The organism is Streptococcus suis, assembly GCF_002960425.1.
GTDB classification, from domain to species: domain Bacteria; phylum Bacillota; class Bacilli; order Lactobacillales; family Streptococcaceae; genus Streptococcus; species Streptococcus suis_S.
In genome coordinates this window covers 54,087-69,372 of sequence record NZ_POIZ01000042.1, presented here as the reverse complement: position 1 = coordinate 69,372, position 15,286 = coordinate 54,087, and the positions used below count along the sequence as shown (strand labels likewise).

The window sequence follows — 15,286 nt, the reverse complement described above, 5'->3', positions numbered from 1 at the left end:
TCCTCCTCTTCTACTTACAATAGTTTATTTTTTTCTAAAATTGCTCTCGTTTCAGGCTGCTCTGGCTGACCAAACTGGGCAACCAATCGCTCCGACCAGGTTTCTGTCTGACGGGCACCTGCATAGTCTGTCTGAACTTGGTCGTAGGCTTGGATGGCTTCCACGCCTTGCTCCACATATTCTTCCTGAAAGACAATGGTTTCACTTGCCAAACGTGGTTTGACAGGATGGTTTTGGGCTGGTCGACCCAAGGCAATACAGAAAATTGGATAGGTATAATCTGGCAAGTTGAACAGCTCTGCTATTGCCAAGGCCTTATGGCGAATCATACCGATGAAGACACCACCATAACCCAGGCTTTCAGCTGCTAAAAGAGCATTTTGCCCTGCCAGAGCCGCGTCGACTGAAGAAATCAGGAGATTTTCTGTTCCTTTTGCATCAAAGTCTGAACCATGGAGTTAGGCCGCCTTACTGGCACGATTATGGTCGCCCACAAAAACCAAAATGGCCTGAGCCTGTAAAATAGCTGGCTGGGGCACCAAATCATAGAGAGCCTGTTTTTTCTCCTTCGACTGCACCACAATAATAGAGTAAGACTGGAAATTCTTCCAGCTAGACGCAGCTCGCCCAGCTGAAAGAATAGCTTGCAAATGTTCCGCCTCAATGGGCTCTTCCGTAAAACGACGGACGGAAGTATGGTTCAGCATCAAATCAATGGTTTCATTCATCGGCGGTTCTTTCCTTTCAAATGCAAATCGCGAGCCAGGTAGCGAATCCGCTCCATAACCCGTTTGGCCTGCCAGGTTTCATCACCAGACTTGCCAGATGCAAAATGCCGTTCCAAATCATCAAAGGAGAAATTAGACGTAAAGAAGGTCGGCAGATTCTCCTGCATACGGTATTGCAGAATGACCTGCAGAACATCGTCACGCACCCACGGACTATGTTGCTCTGCTCCAATGTCATCTAGCACCAAGACCTGAGCCATCTTGATTTCATCAATTCGCTCCTTGACAGAACCATCTTTGATAGCATTTTTTATATCGACAACAAAGGTCGGATAGTGGAGCATGGTGGTTGATTGAAGATGAGTTTTGGACAACAAATTGGCTAAATAAGCCATCAAATAACTTTTACCAATACCGAAATTGCCATAGATGTAAAGACCTTTTGGCTTTTCTTCAAAGCGTTTGACAAAATCCGCAATGGCCAACATGACTTCCACACGATTTTCATCGCTCTTATCAATATCCGCCACGGTTACATTTTTCAAACTTGCTGGCATATTGATGAGCTGGATGCGGTTTTTGATGGCTTCCAAACGACGGTATTCGACCAATTCCTCTGTCTCAAGATAGGACACATCCGCATAGCCCTCATTCATGACCAAAACTGGTTGGTACCCCTTAGCAATATAGGCTTGGTCTTGCTTGACAAAGAGGTCACGCTGGCTGATATATTCCAAAAACTTTGAAATGGACAGAGTGATTTCCTGCTGGCTCAAGCCTTCTTTTTTGATAAAAGCAGCGACTTCAGGATCACTCACTATCTCCTGATAGAGTTGCTGATAAGATTTTGGACTTGAATTGGTTGCCTGCGGCAACTTGTCTTGAACTGATTTCATCAGCTACCTCCTTTGTTTTCCATTTCTTCTAATTCACGATAAAGGGCAGCTAGCTTGGCTTGACCTTCTTGCGTTTGTTCTTGCTGAACCTCTTCCTTACTCCACTCCGGCACATTGGTTTTGTTTTCTGGCTTGGGTTTACTCTGTGCTTGACCTGTCTTCAACTCTCTTAGGTAAAGAACAGCTGCCTCTGCACTAGCAATTCCCTTATAGGAAAAATCATTACCCAGCTTCATGGCATATTTTTCATTTAGATTGGCCGAATCCACCTTGTTAAAAGTATAGAGGACCAAGACATTGATAACTTCGTCAAGCAAGCCCAAGTTTGCCAGATCTTTCAAGCACTTTTTCTCTGTGTCAGTCGGGACCGCCTTACGTTGCTCCTTGATAAAAGCGAGCAAAGCCGAACTTGACTTAGCTTTTGCCTCTCGAACAATGGCCTGTTCCTGAGGACTTAAATGACCTGCAGGTACCTGTTTAGCCTGACGTGACTGTTGCAAGCGCTTAGTAGATAGGGTAAAACCAATCGCCGTTGCCTTTGCCTGACGATAGGTTTCCAACCAAGTCCACCCTGCCTGCTCTGCTATGTGACTAAGAGCAATAATGTCCTCTGCTTCATCTTGAAAAAGAAGCTTGTCTTTTGCCATCAAGGCCTTGAAGGCAGACCAGTCAAAATCATGTTTCGGTTCAAACCTCCCCTCAATCTGACCAGTAAGCGTAAAGACCTGAGAGAAGGTCTTGGATACATTCTTTTCTTGAGGAGGTCTGGAACCCTGTAAGCCCTCTACACTGGCTTCACCTATTCGTTGTGCCAATAACTGTTTGTATAGGGGCTTGTCCAAAAATTGTTTGACAGACAGCGGTGCCTGTAAGGCTAGCCCCGTCAACTCATCTGCCCGATAGACTTGCAGGAGCCCCATGGCAGATAAGAGATCCAAGGCCTGCTCCAAGCGTTTCATCCCAAAATCCATATGGTTGAGAATTGTCGCCCATTTAAAACGTCCCTGGCCCTGATCCGAGAAACTATAGAGGTAGTAGTAGAGAGCTAGGGCATCAAAACTGATGATCGGTTGATAGCACTGGCTGAGGCTGACAATGTCTGGTGTAAAGGGACTAGTCTTGATATAGGTAAATAAATCACTTGGTTTCATTGGCAGCACCTGACTTTACTTTACTCCCCTTAGAAATCATCTGTTTGAGCAAGTTCTCCAATTCTTCTACATCCTTAAAGGAACGATAGACAGAGGCGAAACGCACATAGGTGATTTCATCCAACTCCACCAGTTCATCCATGACAAAATTACCAATGACGTCACTTTCGACTTCTCCGTCGCTTTGAGCGCGAACCTTCTGCTCGATCCGATTGACCACTTCATCAATATCACTGGTCGATACTGGACGTTTTTGAGCAGAACGAATAATCCCATTGAAAATCTTTTCACGGGAAAACTGTTCCCTGGTCCCATCCTTCTTCACGACGACTAAGGTTTTTTCTTCAACACGTTCATAGGTGGTAAAACGTTGACCACATTGATCGCAAGAACGACGACGGCGGATGGTATTGCCATCTTCAGCCTGACGACTATCAATAACACTTGATTTCAAACTTTGACACTTTGGACAACGCATACTCTCACTCCTACATCTTCTTTATCACTTCAGTATAGCATAAAAACAGCAAAAATAAAAGAAAGCGAGAAAACTCACTTTCTATTTTAACTGACTGTCGCATCCTCTTGCTTTTTCAAGCGACTGGCCACCCATTCACGAACCAGGCGGTAAATAACCGCAAAAATGGGGGTAAAGAAGACCATCCCAAGCAAGCCAAACAAGTTTCCACCAATCAAGGCTGCGGCTAGAGTAAAGAGGGTCGGAAGACCAACTGATTGACCAACCACGCGCGGATAAATCACATTCCCCTCAATCAACTGAAGAATCTGGAAGAGGACAATAGACCAGAGTGCCAGGAGCGGATTTTGAACTGCCACAAACAAGGCACTAATCAGACAGGCTGTAAAGGGGCCAATGTAAGGCACGAATGATAAGACACCCGATAAAATTCCCGCCATGCTGGCATAAGGAATACCAGAAAGAGAATAGGTCACAAAAACCAGACTTCCGATAATGCAGGCTTCTACAATTTGGCTCATCAAGAATTTATCATAGGTATCAATAATGACTTCACCGATGTAAGCAATGACCCTCACCGCTTTGGCTGGTAGAGTAGCCTCTAAGAATTTTTCCGTCATAGACTGCAATTGTTCCTTGCTCCCCAAGATAGCCAAGGTAAAGAAGAAAGCCATCACAAGCGTCATGGTATTGGAGAAAATCCCCGTGACATTGGATACCAAGCCCGACAAGACAGGAGTTACCAGATTGGAAATAAAGGTTAAGTTTTTCAACTGGTCTAGCATTCCTGCAATCTGGTCCCCAACCTGACCAGCCAAAAGCCCATTTTCTTCTAGAAAACTTGTCAAGGCATTGACCGATTTAGGAATAGCCGTGCTGCTAACCGTTACCAACTGGGATACCGTCGTCATAAGGGTAGGCAAGACAATAACCACCAAGCCAGTGACAATCAAAAGAAAACCAATCAATACTCCAACAATGGCTAGGGAGCGCTTGGATTTTTCAAGAAAGGAGACCTTTTCTAACAGATCCTCCAATTTTTTCATAGGAACATTCAAAATAAAGGCAATAACACTACCAATAAAGAGGGAATTCATGCTTCCCAATAAAATTTGGATAGCCTTGTAAATCGTATCCCAATTTAATACTGCCAAAAGGGTCGCTCCTGCCAGTAAGATCAATAAAGCTTTTTCTTTAAATGACGAATTCATAACATCTCCATCTCAACATGATTAGTCCTAGTGTAACACAAGGAGTCCAAAAAGAAAAGAAGTAGAAATCAAGTTCGCTCTACCTCCTTCCTTATTCTCGCTTTGTTACTGTAGTTGGAACCACTAGTCTAGTTCAAACTAATCCCGCATTGCATAGCCAACACCGCGTACTGTCTTAATGTAAGAAGGATTCCCAGCTACATCTAATTTTCCGCGAAGATAGCGAATATAGACATCTACCACATTTGTTTCAGACATGGTTTCATACTTCCAAACCCGCTCTAACAATTGCTCACGACTGACAGGTTCAGGACTATTCATCAGGGTAGCCAAGAGGTCATATTCTCTCCTAGTCAAATTAATCAACTCATCACCACGAGTGACAGTTCGATTCTGAAAATCAACCTTCAAGTCACGATAGGCTGCCTGTAGCGGAACACGCTTGCAGTTCTTATCGATAAAGTCACGTCCACGGAAGATGGCTGTGATCTGCTCCACCAAGTCACTGATGACAAAGGGTTTGACGACATAGGAAACGGCATAAGAAAGGACCTCTTCCCCATGCTGTGCAACATCTGCAGAATCAATAGCCACAATCATGACACTAGCAGGCTTGATGGCCAATAACTCCCTAGACAATTCCTTACTAGACATGTCAGAAAGCTGAAAGCTCATCAAAATCAAATCAAAATCCGTTTCATGAGCTAAGGAGAGGGCTTCTTTCCCTGTTGAGGCATAATCTACCAAATACTCCTTCTTCTGCAGCTCCATGGAAACAAAGTGCGAAAGATTGCGCTCTCTTCCGGCAATCAAAATTTTCTTAGCCATTATCTCTTTCATTATTCTCTCTATCAATCAAATTAGCTAACGTCAAGTTAGAAAGAAGAGGCTGGGCTCAAGCCCAGCTCCACTACCCAGAGTTCGTGTCAACATCTCAGCGCAGTGGTTGATTGGGTTTAACAGTCCAGTGGACTGTTAAAGGTTGGAGATAAGATTTGCAAAGCAAATCTCTGCAATTCGTGTTTTACACTCCAAATCTGACCTAATCAACTGTGCGGGGGTGGGAGTGAAACAGTCTCGGAATAGACTGTTTCAGCTCAACAACTAGAAATAAAGACTTGTTGACGAACTCTTTTTTAAACCAGTCGAGTTCTTTCCCACTCCCATTCTTTTATTTTGTTTCGCTATACCAATCGTAGTGGAAGACACCTTCTTTGTCTTTACGATTGTATGTGTGGGCACCGAAGTAGTCACGTTGTGCTTGGATTAGGTTAGCTGGCAAGTTTTCAGCACGGTAGCTATCAAAGTAGGTAATCGCTGCTGAGAAGGTTGGAACAGGTACACCTGCCTGAACTGCCAAGGCAACAACATCGCGAACAGCCTGTTGGTACTTAGCGGTCACATCAAGGAAGTATTCATCCAAGAGCAAGTTAGCCAAGTCTTCATCACGTCCATAAGCATCTGTAATTTTTTGCAAGAAACGAGCACGGATGATACAACCTGCACGCCAGATTTTAGCAATTTCACCAAATGGCAAGTTCCAGTTGTTTTCTTTAGAAGCTACACGCAGTTGGGCAAACCCTTGTGCATAAGACATAATTTTTGAGAAGTAAAGGGCTTGACGGATCTTTTCTACCAATTCAGCCTTGTCACCTTCGTATGCAAACGGAGCTGGTTTTGGAAGAACTTTGCTGGCTGCCACGCGCTCATCCTTGTAAGTTGAGATGTAACGAGCAAAAACAGACTCTGTAATCAATGACAAAGGCACACCCAAGTCAAGTGATGATTGGCTTGTCCATTTACCTGTACCCTTGTTACCAGCAGCATCCATGATATAGTCAACGATTGGACCATCTTGAGCTTGGTCATCCTTGCGTTTCAAAATGTCAGCTGTAATTTCAATCAAGTAGCTATCCAATTCGCCTTGGTTCCACTCAGTAAAGATGTCAGCCATTTCATCAACTGACAAGCCAAGCAAGTGTTGCATGAGGTCATAAGACTCCGCAATCAACTGCATATCGCCATACTCGATACCGTTGTGGACCATTTTTACATAGTGACCAGCACCGTCTGGACCGATGTAGGTCACACATGGAGCGCCATCTTCTGGAGCTTTTGCTGAAATTTCTTCTAAGACATCTGCCACCAATTCATAAGCTTCTTTTTGACCACCAGGCATGATAGATGGACCTTCAAGGGCACCTTTTTCACCACCAGATACACCTGTACCGATGAAGTTGATACCTGAGTTAGCCAATTCTTTGGAACGACGGATCGTGTCTTCATAGAAGGTATTACCACCATCGATCAAGATGTCCCCTTCATCCAAGTGTGGCAAGAGGGCTTGAATGGTTGCATCTGTACCAGGTCCAGCCTGCACCATGAGCATGATGCGGCGTGGTTTTTCAATAGAAGCTACAAAGCTTTCTACATCGTAGCTTGGGACCAAGTTTTTACCTGGGTTGCTTGCTACAACATCTTCTGTCTTATCAGCAGAACGGTTGTAAATGGCTACTGAATAACCACGTGATTCTACGTTAAGTGCCAAGTTGCGACCCATTACGGCCATCCCTACAACACCAAAATTTGCTTTTGTCATTTGTTTACTCCTCTAATTTCTATCTCTTTTATTATACACCGAAAGGCTGAAATTGACAAGAATTTTCAGATAATTTAACCATCCAAACTATTCTTCACTGTCAAACAAGCCTTGCAATTGTGCAAAAGGACTATTAGCTTCTTTTTTCTCTTGCGCTTTTTGTTGGAAATCTTCCTCGGTCATCAAAGCCCAAGCTTGACCAGAAGGCAGGTCAGTGCCAGCTTCTTCTTCAGGTGTCAAGACCTTAATCGGAATGGCTAAAAGAATATTATCCGCCACGCTTTCCTCTAGGACAATGTAGTCGTCTTCTACTACCAAAACCATATCCTCGTCAATCAAGTCCTGCTCCTTAAGAACTGCTTCATTGGCTACAAAAAGTTCATTGACTTCTTGAACCTCATGCAGAAGGACTGGTTGCAAGGAACGGCTGGAAGCCAAGGTAATATCGTAGGTCATCTGGTAGTCCAAGAAAAAGAAACCGGATTCAAAACGGACATTTCCACTTACTTGGACAGGCGACAAGCCTAAAACGTCACTATTTCGAGCCTGCAAGTCTTCCTGTAAATCCAAGATCTTCTCAAAGGATATTCCATCTGGATTTTTCTGAATATCATAAATATGAAACATGATTTTCCCCTATTCAGCTAGTTCTGTGATGTAGTTGTAGACTTCTTGTCCAGCAACTGCTCCATTTCCCACAGCAGTCGCAATCTGACGGAGTTGATTTTGGCGGATGTCGCCAATGGCATAAATACCTGATTTGCTGGTTGCCATCTTTTCATTGGTGATAATCCAGCCAGCTTCGTCCGTAATGCCCAAATCCGCCACGGAATCCGTCATCGGATCCAAACCAACGTAAACAAAGACACCACCGAAGTCCAGTTCACTGACTTCTTCTGTTTTCACGTTTTTAATACGGACACTTTGAACCCGTAAATCATCTCCCTTTATTTCTTCAACCACGCTGTCCCAGATGAAGTTAATTTTTTCATTGGCAAAGGCACGGTCTTGGATGACTTTTTGAGCGCGTAGTTGGTCACGTCGGTGAACAATGGTCACAGATTCCGCAAATTGTGTCAAGAAGAGGGCTTCTTCGACTGCAGAATCACCACCACCTACGACCAAGAGCTTCTGACCACGGAAGAAGGCACCATCACAGACCGCACAGTAGGAAACACCACGGCTATTGTAAGTATCCTCACCTGGCACACCAAGCAAGCGGTGTTTGGCTCCCATGGCTAGAATGACTGTCTTGGTTTCCAAGACGTCGTCTTCAGTAATGATTTTCTTAATCGGACCATCTTCTTCGATGCGTAACAAGGTCCCAAAAATATGATCCACTCCGAATTTTTCAAGAGGTTCAAACATCTTCTCTGCCAAGGCTGGACCAGAAATATGGTCATAGCCTGGATAGTTTTCAATTTCAGCAGTATTGTTCATCTGGCCGCCGTAAATACCGCGTTCCAGAAGAGCTACTTTTAGATTGCTTCGTCCTGCGTAGAGGGCAGCAGTCATCCCTGCAGGACCTGCTCCAACAACAATTGTATCGTACATATCTTTTCCTTCTATGCTTTAAACATTAACAAAATCCCCATGACCCCAAAAGCAAGAATAGGGATAATCATGACATTGATCATTAGTAAATCAAACAAGAAATCCTGGCGCTCTTGCGGCGTTTGATCCACTCTTCTACCCGCTCTTGAGACAAAGTAAATGAGACTGGATAAGATAACCAGCAAGGCAGCGACTAGGAGCCCCTGCAAGTAAAAACTGAGAATATTTTGTAACATGGTTTTCCCCAATCCTCTTAAAAGGTTTGGCGTTTGGCCTTACGCTCTGCACGGCCCTTGGCACGCGCCTCCACACGCTTGGTCTTGCGGCGTTTCTCATCAACTGCCCACTGAATTTTCTTCTTGTAGCCTGGCTTAACTTTTTTCTTTTTCTTCTTGACCAGACCAATCATTTCCAAATCCAGTTTTTCACGCGATTTTTCACGGTTGGCACGGCGATCACGGTCGTAGGTATCGACAAACTCCCCATTTTTCATTTCTTTTGGCAAGAATTTGATATTGAGTTTTTCTAACTCGCGGATATCCGCATCATCGCTCGGCTGATAGAGGGTAATGGCAATGCCTGACAGACCATTACGACCCGTCCGACCTACACGGTGAACAAAGAAGGAGAGATCTTGTGGAATAGCATCATTGATGACATGGCTGACACCTTCAATGTCAATCCCACGTGCTGCCAGGTCTGTTGCCACAATGTACTGGTAGTCCAAGTTTTTTACCTGGTTCATGATCCGCTTACGTTCACGTGGAGGAATGTCCCCGTGAATTTTTGCAACACGTAGACCATTTGTCGTCAAATAGCTATGCAATTCATCAGCACGTGTCTTGGTATTGACAAAAATCATGGCCAAGTAAGGTTGCATGAGCTTGGTCACTTCCAAGATTTGCGCATTACGGTCACGCCCCTTGGTTGAAATCAACCAGTTTTCAATGGTATCTGAAATCACCGTATGGGTCTTGATTTGTTCCATGACCGGATTAGACAAATACTTTTTCAAAAACGGCTGCAGTTTCTGCGGAATGGTGGCTGAAAAGACCATAAATTGCAAATCTTTTGGCAGGCTACCAGCAATCTTATCTACTGTTTCCAAGAAGCCCATGTCCAAGGTCATATCAGCCTCATCAACCACGAAAGTTTTAGCCTTATGGATAGCCAAGTCCCCTGATTTGACCAAGTCATAGATACGACCCGGGGTCCCGACAACAATGTGAGGCTGACCAGCTTGGAGCTTGTCAATCTGACGGTTCTTGTCTGTACCACCGACATAATTGGTCACACGAACTTCCATGTCCGAATGGCTGGCTAACTGACGAGCTGCTTGATAAATCTGGGTTGCCAATTCACGAGATGGGGCTGTAATGACAGCCTGAACCTGGTCCAATTCCTCATTTAGTTTCTGGAAAATGGGAATTAAAAAGGTATGAGTCTTCCCTGAGCCCGTTTTTGATTCCCCAATCAAATCACGACCAGACAAGACAACAGGAATCAATTTCTCCTGAACCTCTGTCGGTTGGACAAAGTTTATTTCTTTCACAGCCTCTTGAATATAAGGCTTTAGTTTCATATCTGTAAATTTCATAGTTTCCTCTTTGGAACCTGTATGTATAGGCCAAGTATCGTCAAGTGAAGAGCTTTCAGACAAGGAACTGAGGCGCAGGTCACTTTCGAAGAGTAGGACAAACCGAAAGTAACCATGTATCAACGTTCATTCAGATGACTATACCAACTGCGAATACAGGTTCTTTATTATACTGCCTTCTATTATAGCACAAAAACAGCATTCCTGCTGTTTCTAAAATTCTATAGATAAAGAATAGCCAGGGTAATCAAGCTCATGACAAGTCCAACTGACCATAAAAAGAAGTCAACCTGCCATTCACTCCATTTTTCAGACTTACCAGTCAAACCACCTAATTCTAAATGGTGGTGGAAAGGAGTCATTCGGAAGATACGACGACCTTCTCCAAAGCGTTTTTTGGTGTATTTGAAATATGAAACCTGCAACATAACAGATGATGTTTCAATAACATAGACCAGACCGATTAGAAGAAGAGTCCATTCTTGACGAAGCGCAATGGAAATGGTTGCCAGCATTCCACCAAGAGCCAAACTACCCACATCTCCCATGAAGATCTTGGCTGGTTTACGGTTGTAGACAAAGAAACCAAGCAAGCCACCGATCATGGTCACACAGACCAAGAGAATATCAAACTTCTGCTCCTGGTAAGCAATAACAGAATAGGCCAGCAAACTAATAACAACCGAAATGGAGGCCAAACCATCAATACCATCGGTCAGGTTGACCGCGTTTGAAAAACCAACCAACCAGAATAGAACAAATGGTAAATAGAGTACCCCAAGATTGATAATGTGGCCAAAGACATTGAGCTCACCACCACCAGCACCTTTGACATGGACAAAATAGAAAACAAGACCACCCAGGATTTGTAGGGCTAGCTTTTGCTTAGGATTAAGTCCTTCATTGATTTTGCGGAAGATTTTCAAGAAATCATCCAAAAATCCGACCAAGCCATAGAGAGCCAAAATGAAAAGAATAGCCAAGACACCACCTGTCAGCATTTTCAGGCTAGCTGCAAAAATAAAACTAACAAGGACAGCAACAACTAGGAAGACTGTACCCCCCATGGTAGGAGTTCCGGCCTTGAACTGGTGTTGCTTGACATCTTCGTGCATCTGTTGCCCTTCGATGCGCTTGGCTTGATAAAAGGTAATAAATCGTGGTATCAGGATTACCGTTGCTAAAAATGCAACCAATCCCGACATAAGTGCAAACTGCATATTATTCTCCTAACGTAACTGTTAATTTCTTGGTTTTATTCAACTTGGTCCCCACTTCTACGCTCTGCTTCACAACCTTGGAACCAGACCCCTCATAGGTCACTTCAATACCTGTCCATTCAGCTAGTAGATCCATATTCTCCTTGGTCACCGCATACAAGTCTGGCATTTCTTCCAATTTATTCGTCAATAAGAGAACCTGTTGATTAGGGGCTACTAAGCTACCTTTTTCCAAAGAAACCTTCTTAATCTCAGCACCTTTGCCTAAAATAACTGGTTGAACCAGATAGCGACGAAGCTCCTCAGCCGACTCACCAGGTGCCTTACCAATTAGATCTGGCAATGTGTAGTCCGTTTCTTTTCCAACAGAAGCTAGGGACGGAGCTGGAGCATCTATGTTCAAGCTATCCTTCAATAACATTGCTTCTTTCAAAGTCGGGCTTACAATAGTATCCCAAGAGAGAACACTCAAGACTTCTGGCTGACGAATGGTCACATACATAATGAACTCTGGATCCTCAGCAGGAATCATGGCGACAACCGAGTTGGTATAAGCGCCCTTGATATAACCCTGACCGTCTTCACTGGCAATCTCGGCAGAACCAGACTTCATCGCAATATCATAGCCTTCAACCTGAATAGCTGGCCCTTGTAAATCTGAAGAATAAAGAGTCCCAAACACAGGGTCCGTACCAACATTTATCATATATTTCAATGTCTCATCTGCCGCCTGTTCAGAAACTGGATTCCCGACTTCTTCTTTAGATGAAAGCCTTGCAGTATCAGTATTCGGATTATACAGGGCTGAAATAAATTTTGGCTCTAACATGATACCATTATTTGCAATCGCAGAGAAACTTCGAAGCATTTGCACTTGGTTAGCTGAAATACCCTGACCAAATGTAGACATGGCAATCGTTACAATATTATCCTCAGGAACAAGACCTGGTGCCTCATCCCCCATACCAAATCGTGTTGGGTAACCATAGCGAAATTTAGCAAGATAATTTAGCCATTTTTCATCCCCCATTTCTTGTTGTAACAAAGTCATTCCGACGTTACTTGAGAGTGAAAAACCCTGAGCAAAATTTAACGTAACAGCTGATTGGCCAGCGTTTAAAGTCCAGTCATTGATTTTTGCGTCTGCAATCACATACTCGTTATTGGTATAGTAGGCATTTGGGTCAAAGGTTCCATTGTCAATAGCTGATGCGACAGTCAAAACCTTCATGGTAGAACCTGGTTCAAAGGCCTCTTGGTAGAGGAGGGAACGCTCTAGAACCCCCTCTTGTCCCAAGCCTTCCTTGGTATCTGAGTCATAACTTGGACGTTGTGTCGTTGCTAAAATCTCCCCAGTCCTAGCTGAGATCAGAGTAGCATTGGCGTAGCGCCCCTTGGCAGTATTAAAGAAGGTATCCATGTTGGTTTCTAAGGACCGCTGCAGGTCTGCAGAAATCGTCGTATAGACATCCTGACCATTGATAGTTTCTTCTTTAACTGTTTCTGTTCCTGGCAGCACACGTCCCTGACTGTCCTTTTCATAGACAACCTTACCATCCTGACCAGCTAGAATATCGTTGAGGTAGTACTCCATACCACTCATACCTTGCAGGCTATGACTACCATCCTTGTTTTCAATCAAGTTGGCTAGTCCGACAAAGATGGAAGCAAAGTTTCCATTTGGATACATCCGACCTGGGCTGGCATTAAAGGCTATCCCTTCAATCCCCGCCGCCTTCATCTCCTCCTGAATAGTGGTCATGGTATTATAAGAAATATTTTTCCCTAAGGTTCCAAAATAAACCTGCTTCAGTTCTGGCTGTCGTAACTGTTGAAGAACGTAATCTGTTTCCATTCCAAGGTGTTTTTTGAATACATCTGCAACCTTACTAAATTGACTGTCCTGAACATAAAGAATTTTCTTCAATTCGGAAACATATTCCTTATCAATAATAGCATAAACGGTATAGGTGGTAGAATCTTCTGCAATAGGTATACCTGTTCGGTCATAGATAGTTCCCCGTTTAGCCTGAACTGTCACTTCTTGCTGGTGGACAGCCTCTGCTCTCTCCGACAATTTCACACCTGCCTTGCTATCTGTACCAATAATGTAGGCAAAATTAAAGAGAAAGATAGAAAAGATTAAAATCGTCAAAAACAGCAGACCTTGGCCTACTCTTCGACGATTTTGGGACGGAAGATACCTTGTTTTCAGGACATACTGCAAGAGTTTATTGTTTCTTCTGGGCATTATTCAGCTACTCCAATATTATCGTTATTAAATGTTAATCCAGCCTTCTCCGCTATCTCCATCAGACGTGCCGAACGTGTGAGTTCGTTAACAGCCTGTTTGGCATCATTGATTTCAATCTGTTTTTGGTTGATGTTTTGATTGACCTTGGCCATTTCAGACTGGACTTGAATCAAACGGGTCTGCAAGAAAATAATCCCTATCGCCAAGGCCAGACCGGATAGGATAATACTTGTATAAAAGGCTTTTTCTACACGAGTGAAGGTCTTGAACTTGTCACCAATCACACGCATGGTAGCTTCTCTACGTTTTTCTTGTAACATAGATTCTTCTCCTACTTATGTACTCTCTTAGCTACACGCAATTTGGCTGAATGTGCTCGGTTGTTGGCCTCCAATTCTTCCTGACTTGGCAAAATTGGCTTGCGATTGACCAATTCAAGTGGCGCCTTCATGTCATCTGGAATAAAGGGCAAGCCTTTGGGCACATCAATGGTGCTAGCTTCCTTAAAGAGTTGCTTGGTCAGACGATCTTCCAAGGAATGGAAGGTAATGACAGAAATCCGTCCATCCAAAGCCAAGAGCTCAATAGCCTGCTGGATAGACTCATCTGCGGCACCCAATTCATCATTGACTTCAATCCGAATGGCCTGAAAAATCTGCTTGGCAGGATGCCCCTTCTTCTTGAGTTCCTTGGCTGGCTTGGCAGACTTGATCAGCTCCGCCAACTCCGTCGTCGTTTCAATAGGTTTGATGGCACGTGCTTGTTCGATTTTACGAGCAATCTGTTTGGAAAATTTGTCCTCACCGTACTTGAAGAAAATCCGTACCAAGTCGTGATAGTCATAGGTATTGACCACATCATAGGCCGTCAACTGACCATCACGGTTCATGCGCATATCAAGCGGGGCATCCTGTTTGTAAGAAAAGCCACGCTCCCGCTCATCCAACTGCGGACTGGACACACCCAAATCGTAACAAATCCCATCAATCTCTGTCACACCCAGCTCTGCCAAGCGGGCCTTGAGATTACGGAAATTATCCTTGATAAAGGTCACCTGCCCCTTTTCAATGTAGGCTGCCAAACGGATCTGGGCATGATCAATAGCCGTCTGATCCTGGTCAAAGGCATAGAGATGCCCCCCATCCGTCAGCTGACTAAGCAGGTACTCACTATGACCTGCCCCACCCAGCGTTGCATCTACATAAATTCCATTTGGTTTGATGTCTAACATGTCTACTGTTTCATGTAAAAGAACAGTAGTGTGATTAAATTCCTTGCTCATATCTTATCTATTGTACCACAAAATAAATCAAAAAGATGTTGCAAACTTTTTACAAAAAATGTGTCAAATATAGTTGACAACATCTTTGGATAGGTCTATAATAACATTATAGATAAATGTCAAGTATAGTTGACATCAACAGGGAGGCCTCCCACATTTTTTTACAGTTATATGTCGGATATAATTGACAACAATTTAAAGAGGCTGGGCTCAAGCCCCGCTTCTCAAAGTTAGTGTCAACATCTCAGCGCAGTGGTTGATTGGCAGATTTGTTCGTGTTTTACACTCCAAATCTGACCATTACGATTATTGCGAA

Annotated in this window: 14 protein-coding genes and 1 pseudogene; all 15 read right to left on the bottom strand. The window is 43.8% G+C overall.

The features are described 5' to 3' along the window. Positions 1 to 14 precede the first annotated feature (14 nt). Positions 15 to 728: pseudogene (locus C1G57_RS05255) on the bottom strand (NADPH-dependent oxidoreductase). After that, positions 725 to 1,624 carry a primosomal protein DnaI gene (gene dnaI / locus C1G57_RS05250; RefSeq protein ID WP_105114049.1) on the bottom strand — a complete coding sequence of 300 codons (900 nt, stop codon included), beginning with the start codon at positions 1,622 to 1,624 and terminating at the stop codon, positions 725 to 727. Before dnaI ends, C1G57_RS05255 begins: the two are co-directional and overlap by 4 nt. Beyond that, positions 1,624 to 2,775 (bottom strand): replication initiation/membrane attachment protein, encoded by a 1,152-nt coding sequence (locus C1G57_RS05245; RefSeq protein WP_105114048.1) that lies wholly within the window; start codon positions 2,773 to 2,775, stop codon positions 1,624 to 1,626. Before C1G57_RS05245 ends, dnaI begins: the two co-directional genes overlap by 1 nt. After that, positions 2,762 to 3,253 carry a transcriptional regulator NrdR gene (gene nrdR, locus C1G57_RS05240; RefSeq protein ID WP_105114047.1) on the bottom strand — a complete coding sequence of 164 codons (492 nt, stop codon included), beginning with the start codon at positions 3,251 to 3,253 and terminating at the stop codon, positions 2,762 to 2,764. The genes C1G57_RS05245 and nrdR overlap by 14 nt, the downstream gene beginning before the upstream one ends. A gap of 86 nt (positions 3,254 to 3,339) precedes the next feature. Beyond that, complete coding sequence (locus tag C1G57_RS05235) at positions 3,340 to 4,464, bottom strand: AI-2E family transporter (RefSeq protein WP_105114046.1); 1,125 nt, start codon at positions 4,462 to 4,464, stop codon at positions 3,340 to 3,342. Between the two features lie 138 nt (positions 4,465 to 4,602). Then, on the bottom strand, positions 4,603 to 5,292 hold the full coding sequence (locus tag C1G57_RS05230) for a response regulator transcription factor (protein ID WP_105114045.1): 690 nt from the start codon (positions 5,290 to 5,292) through the stop codon (positions 4,603 to 4,605). A gap of 343 nt (positions 5,293 to 5,635) precedes the next feature. Next, the gene (gndA, locus tag C1G57_RS05225; RefSeq protein WP_105114044.1) at positions 5,636 to 7,063 is read right to left on the bottom strand and encodes an NADP-dependent phosphogluconate dehydrogenase; all 1,428 of its coding nucleotides are present in this window, start codon (positions 7,061 to 7,063) and stop codon (positions 5,636 to 5,638) included. Positions 7,064 to 7,150: 87 nt separating this feature from the next. After that, positions 7,151 to 7,690, bottom strand: coding sequence for a YceD family protein (locus C1G57_RS05220; protein ID WP_105114043.1), 540 nt, complete (start codon positions 7,688 to 7,690; stop codon positions 7,151 to 7,153). Between the two features lie 9 nt (positions 7,691 to 7,699). Next, positions 7,700 to 8,617 (bottom strand): thioredoxin-disulfide reductase, encoded by a 918-nt coding sequence (trxB, locus tag C1G57_RS05215; RefSeq protein ID WP_105114042.1) that lies wholly within the window; start codon positions 8,615 to 8,617, stop codon positions 7,700 to 7,702. Between the two features lie 11 nt (positions 8,618 to 8,628). Further along, the gene (locus tag C1G57_RS05210; RefSeq protein ID WP_105114041.1) at positions 8,629 to 8,853 is read right to left on the bottom strand and encodes a DUF4059 family protein; all 225 of its coding nucleotides are present in this window, start codon (positions 8,851 to 8,853) and stop codon (positions 8,629 to 8,631) included. A 17-nt stretch (positions 8,854 to 8,870) separates the two neighbouring features. Continuing rightward, positions 8,871 to 10,214, bottom strand: coding sequence for a DEAD/DEAH box helicase (locus C1G57_RS05205; protein ID WP_105114040.1), 1,344 nt, complete (start codon positions 10,212 to 10,214; stop codon positions 8,871 to 8,873). A 221-nt stretch (positions 10,215 to 10,435) separates the two neighbouring features. Beyond that, positions 10,436 to 11,434: a phospho-N-acetylmuramoyl-pentapeptide-transferase gene (mraY, locus tag C1G57_RS05200; protein WP_105114039.1), complete on the bottom strand. Its 999-nt coding sequence runs from the start codon at positions 11,432 to 11,434 to the stop codon at positions 10,436 to 10,438. 1 nt (position 11,435) lies between these two features. Beyond that, positions 11,436 to 13,685, bottom strand: a complete 2,250-nt coding sequence (pbp2X, locus tag C1G57_RS05195) for a penicillin-binding protein PBP2X (RefSeq protein WP_105114038.1) — start codon at positions 13,683 to 13,685, stop codon at positions 11,436 to 11,438. Continuing rightward, the gene (ftsL, locus tag C1G57_RS05190) at positions 13,685 to 14,008 is read right to left on the bottom strand and encodes a cell division protein FtsL (RefSeq protein ID WP_024412194.1); all 324 of its coding nucleotides are present in this window, start codon (positions 14,006 to 14,008) and stop codon (positions 13,685 to 13,687) included. Before ftsL ends, pbp2X begins: the two co-directional genes overlap by 1 nt. 11 nt (positions 14,009 to 14,019) lie before the next feature. Further along, on the bottom strand, positions 14,020 to 14,970 hold the full coding sequence (gene rsmH / locus C1G57_RS05185; protein WP_105114037.1) for a 16S rRNA (cytosine(1402)-N(4))-methyltransferase RsmH: 951 nt from the start codon (positions 14,968 to 14,970) through the stop codon (positions 14,020 to 14,022). Positions 14,971 to 15,286: the final 316 nt, after the last annotated feature.

Excerpts from the sequence above, each read along its gene's own strand:
- dnaI (WP_105114049.1), bottom strand. The coding sequence starts at position 1,624 with ATGAAATCAGTTCAAGACAAGTTGCCGCAGGCAACCAATTCAAGTCCA.
- C1G57_RS05245 (WP_105114048.1), bottom strand. The coding sequence starts at position 2,775 with ATGAAACCAAGTGATTTATTTACCTATATCAAGACTAGTCCCTTTACA.
- nrdR (WP_105114047.1), bottom strand. The coding sequence starts at position 3,253 with ATGCGTTGTCCAAAGTGTCAAAGTTTGAAATCAAGTGTTATTGATAGT.
- C1G57_RS05235 (WP_105114046.1), bottom strand. The coding sequence starts at position 4,464 with ATGAATTCGTCATTTAAAGAAAAAGCTTTATTGATCTTACTGGCAGGA.
- C1G57_RS05230 (WP_105114045.1), bottom strand. The coding sequence starts at position 5,292 with ATGGCTAAGAAAATTTTGATTGCCGGAAGAGAGCGCAATCTTTCGCAC.
- gndA (WP_105114044.1), bottom strand. The coding sequence starts at position 7,063 with ATGACAAAAGCAAATTTTGGTGTTGTAGGGATGGCCGTAATGGGTCGC.
- C1G57_RS05220 (WP_105114043.1), bottom strand. The coding sequence starts at position 7,690 with ATGTTTCATATTTATGATATTCAGAAAAATCCAGATGGAATATCCTTT.
- trxB (WP_105114042.1), bottom strand. The coding sequence starts at position 8,617 with ATGTACGATACAATTGTTGTTGGAGCAGGTCCTGCAGGGATGACTGCT.
- C1G57_RS05210 (WP_105114041.1), bottom strand. The coding sequence starts at position 8,853 with ATGTTACAAAATATTCTCAGTTTTTACTTGCAGGGGCTCCTAGTCGCT.
- C1G57_RS05205 (WP_105114040.1), bottom strand. The coding sequence starts at position 10,214 with ATGAAATTTACAGATATGAAACTAAAGCCTTATATTCAAGAGGCTGTG.
- mraY (WP_105114039.1), bottom strand. The coding sequence starts at position 11,434 with ATGCAGTTTGCACTTATGTCGGGATTGGTTGCATTTTTAGCAACGGTA.
- pbp2X (WP_105114038.1), bottom strand. The coding sequence starts at position 13,685 with ATGCCCAGAAGAAACAATAAACTCTTGCAGTATGTCCTGAAAACAAGG.
- ftsL (WP_024412194.1), bottom strand. The coding sequence starts at position 14,008 with ATGTTACAAGAAAAACGTAGAGAAGCTACCATGCGTGTGATTGGTGAC.
- rsmH (WP_105114037.1), bottom strand. The coding sequence starts at position 14,970 with ATGAGCAAGGAATTTAATCACACTACTGTTCTTTTACATGAAACAGTA.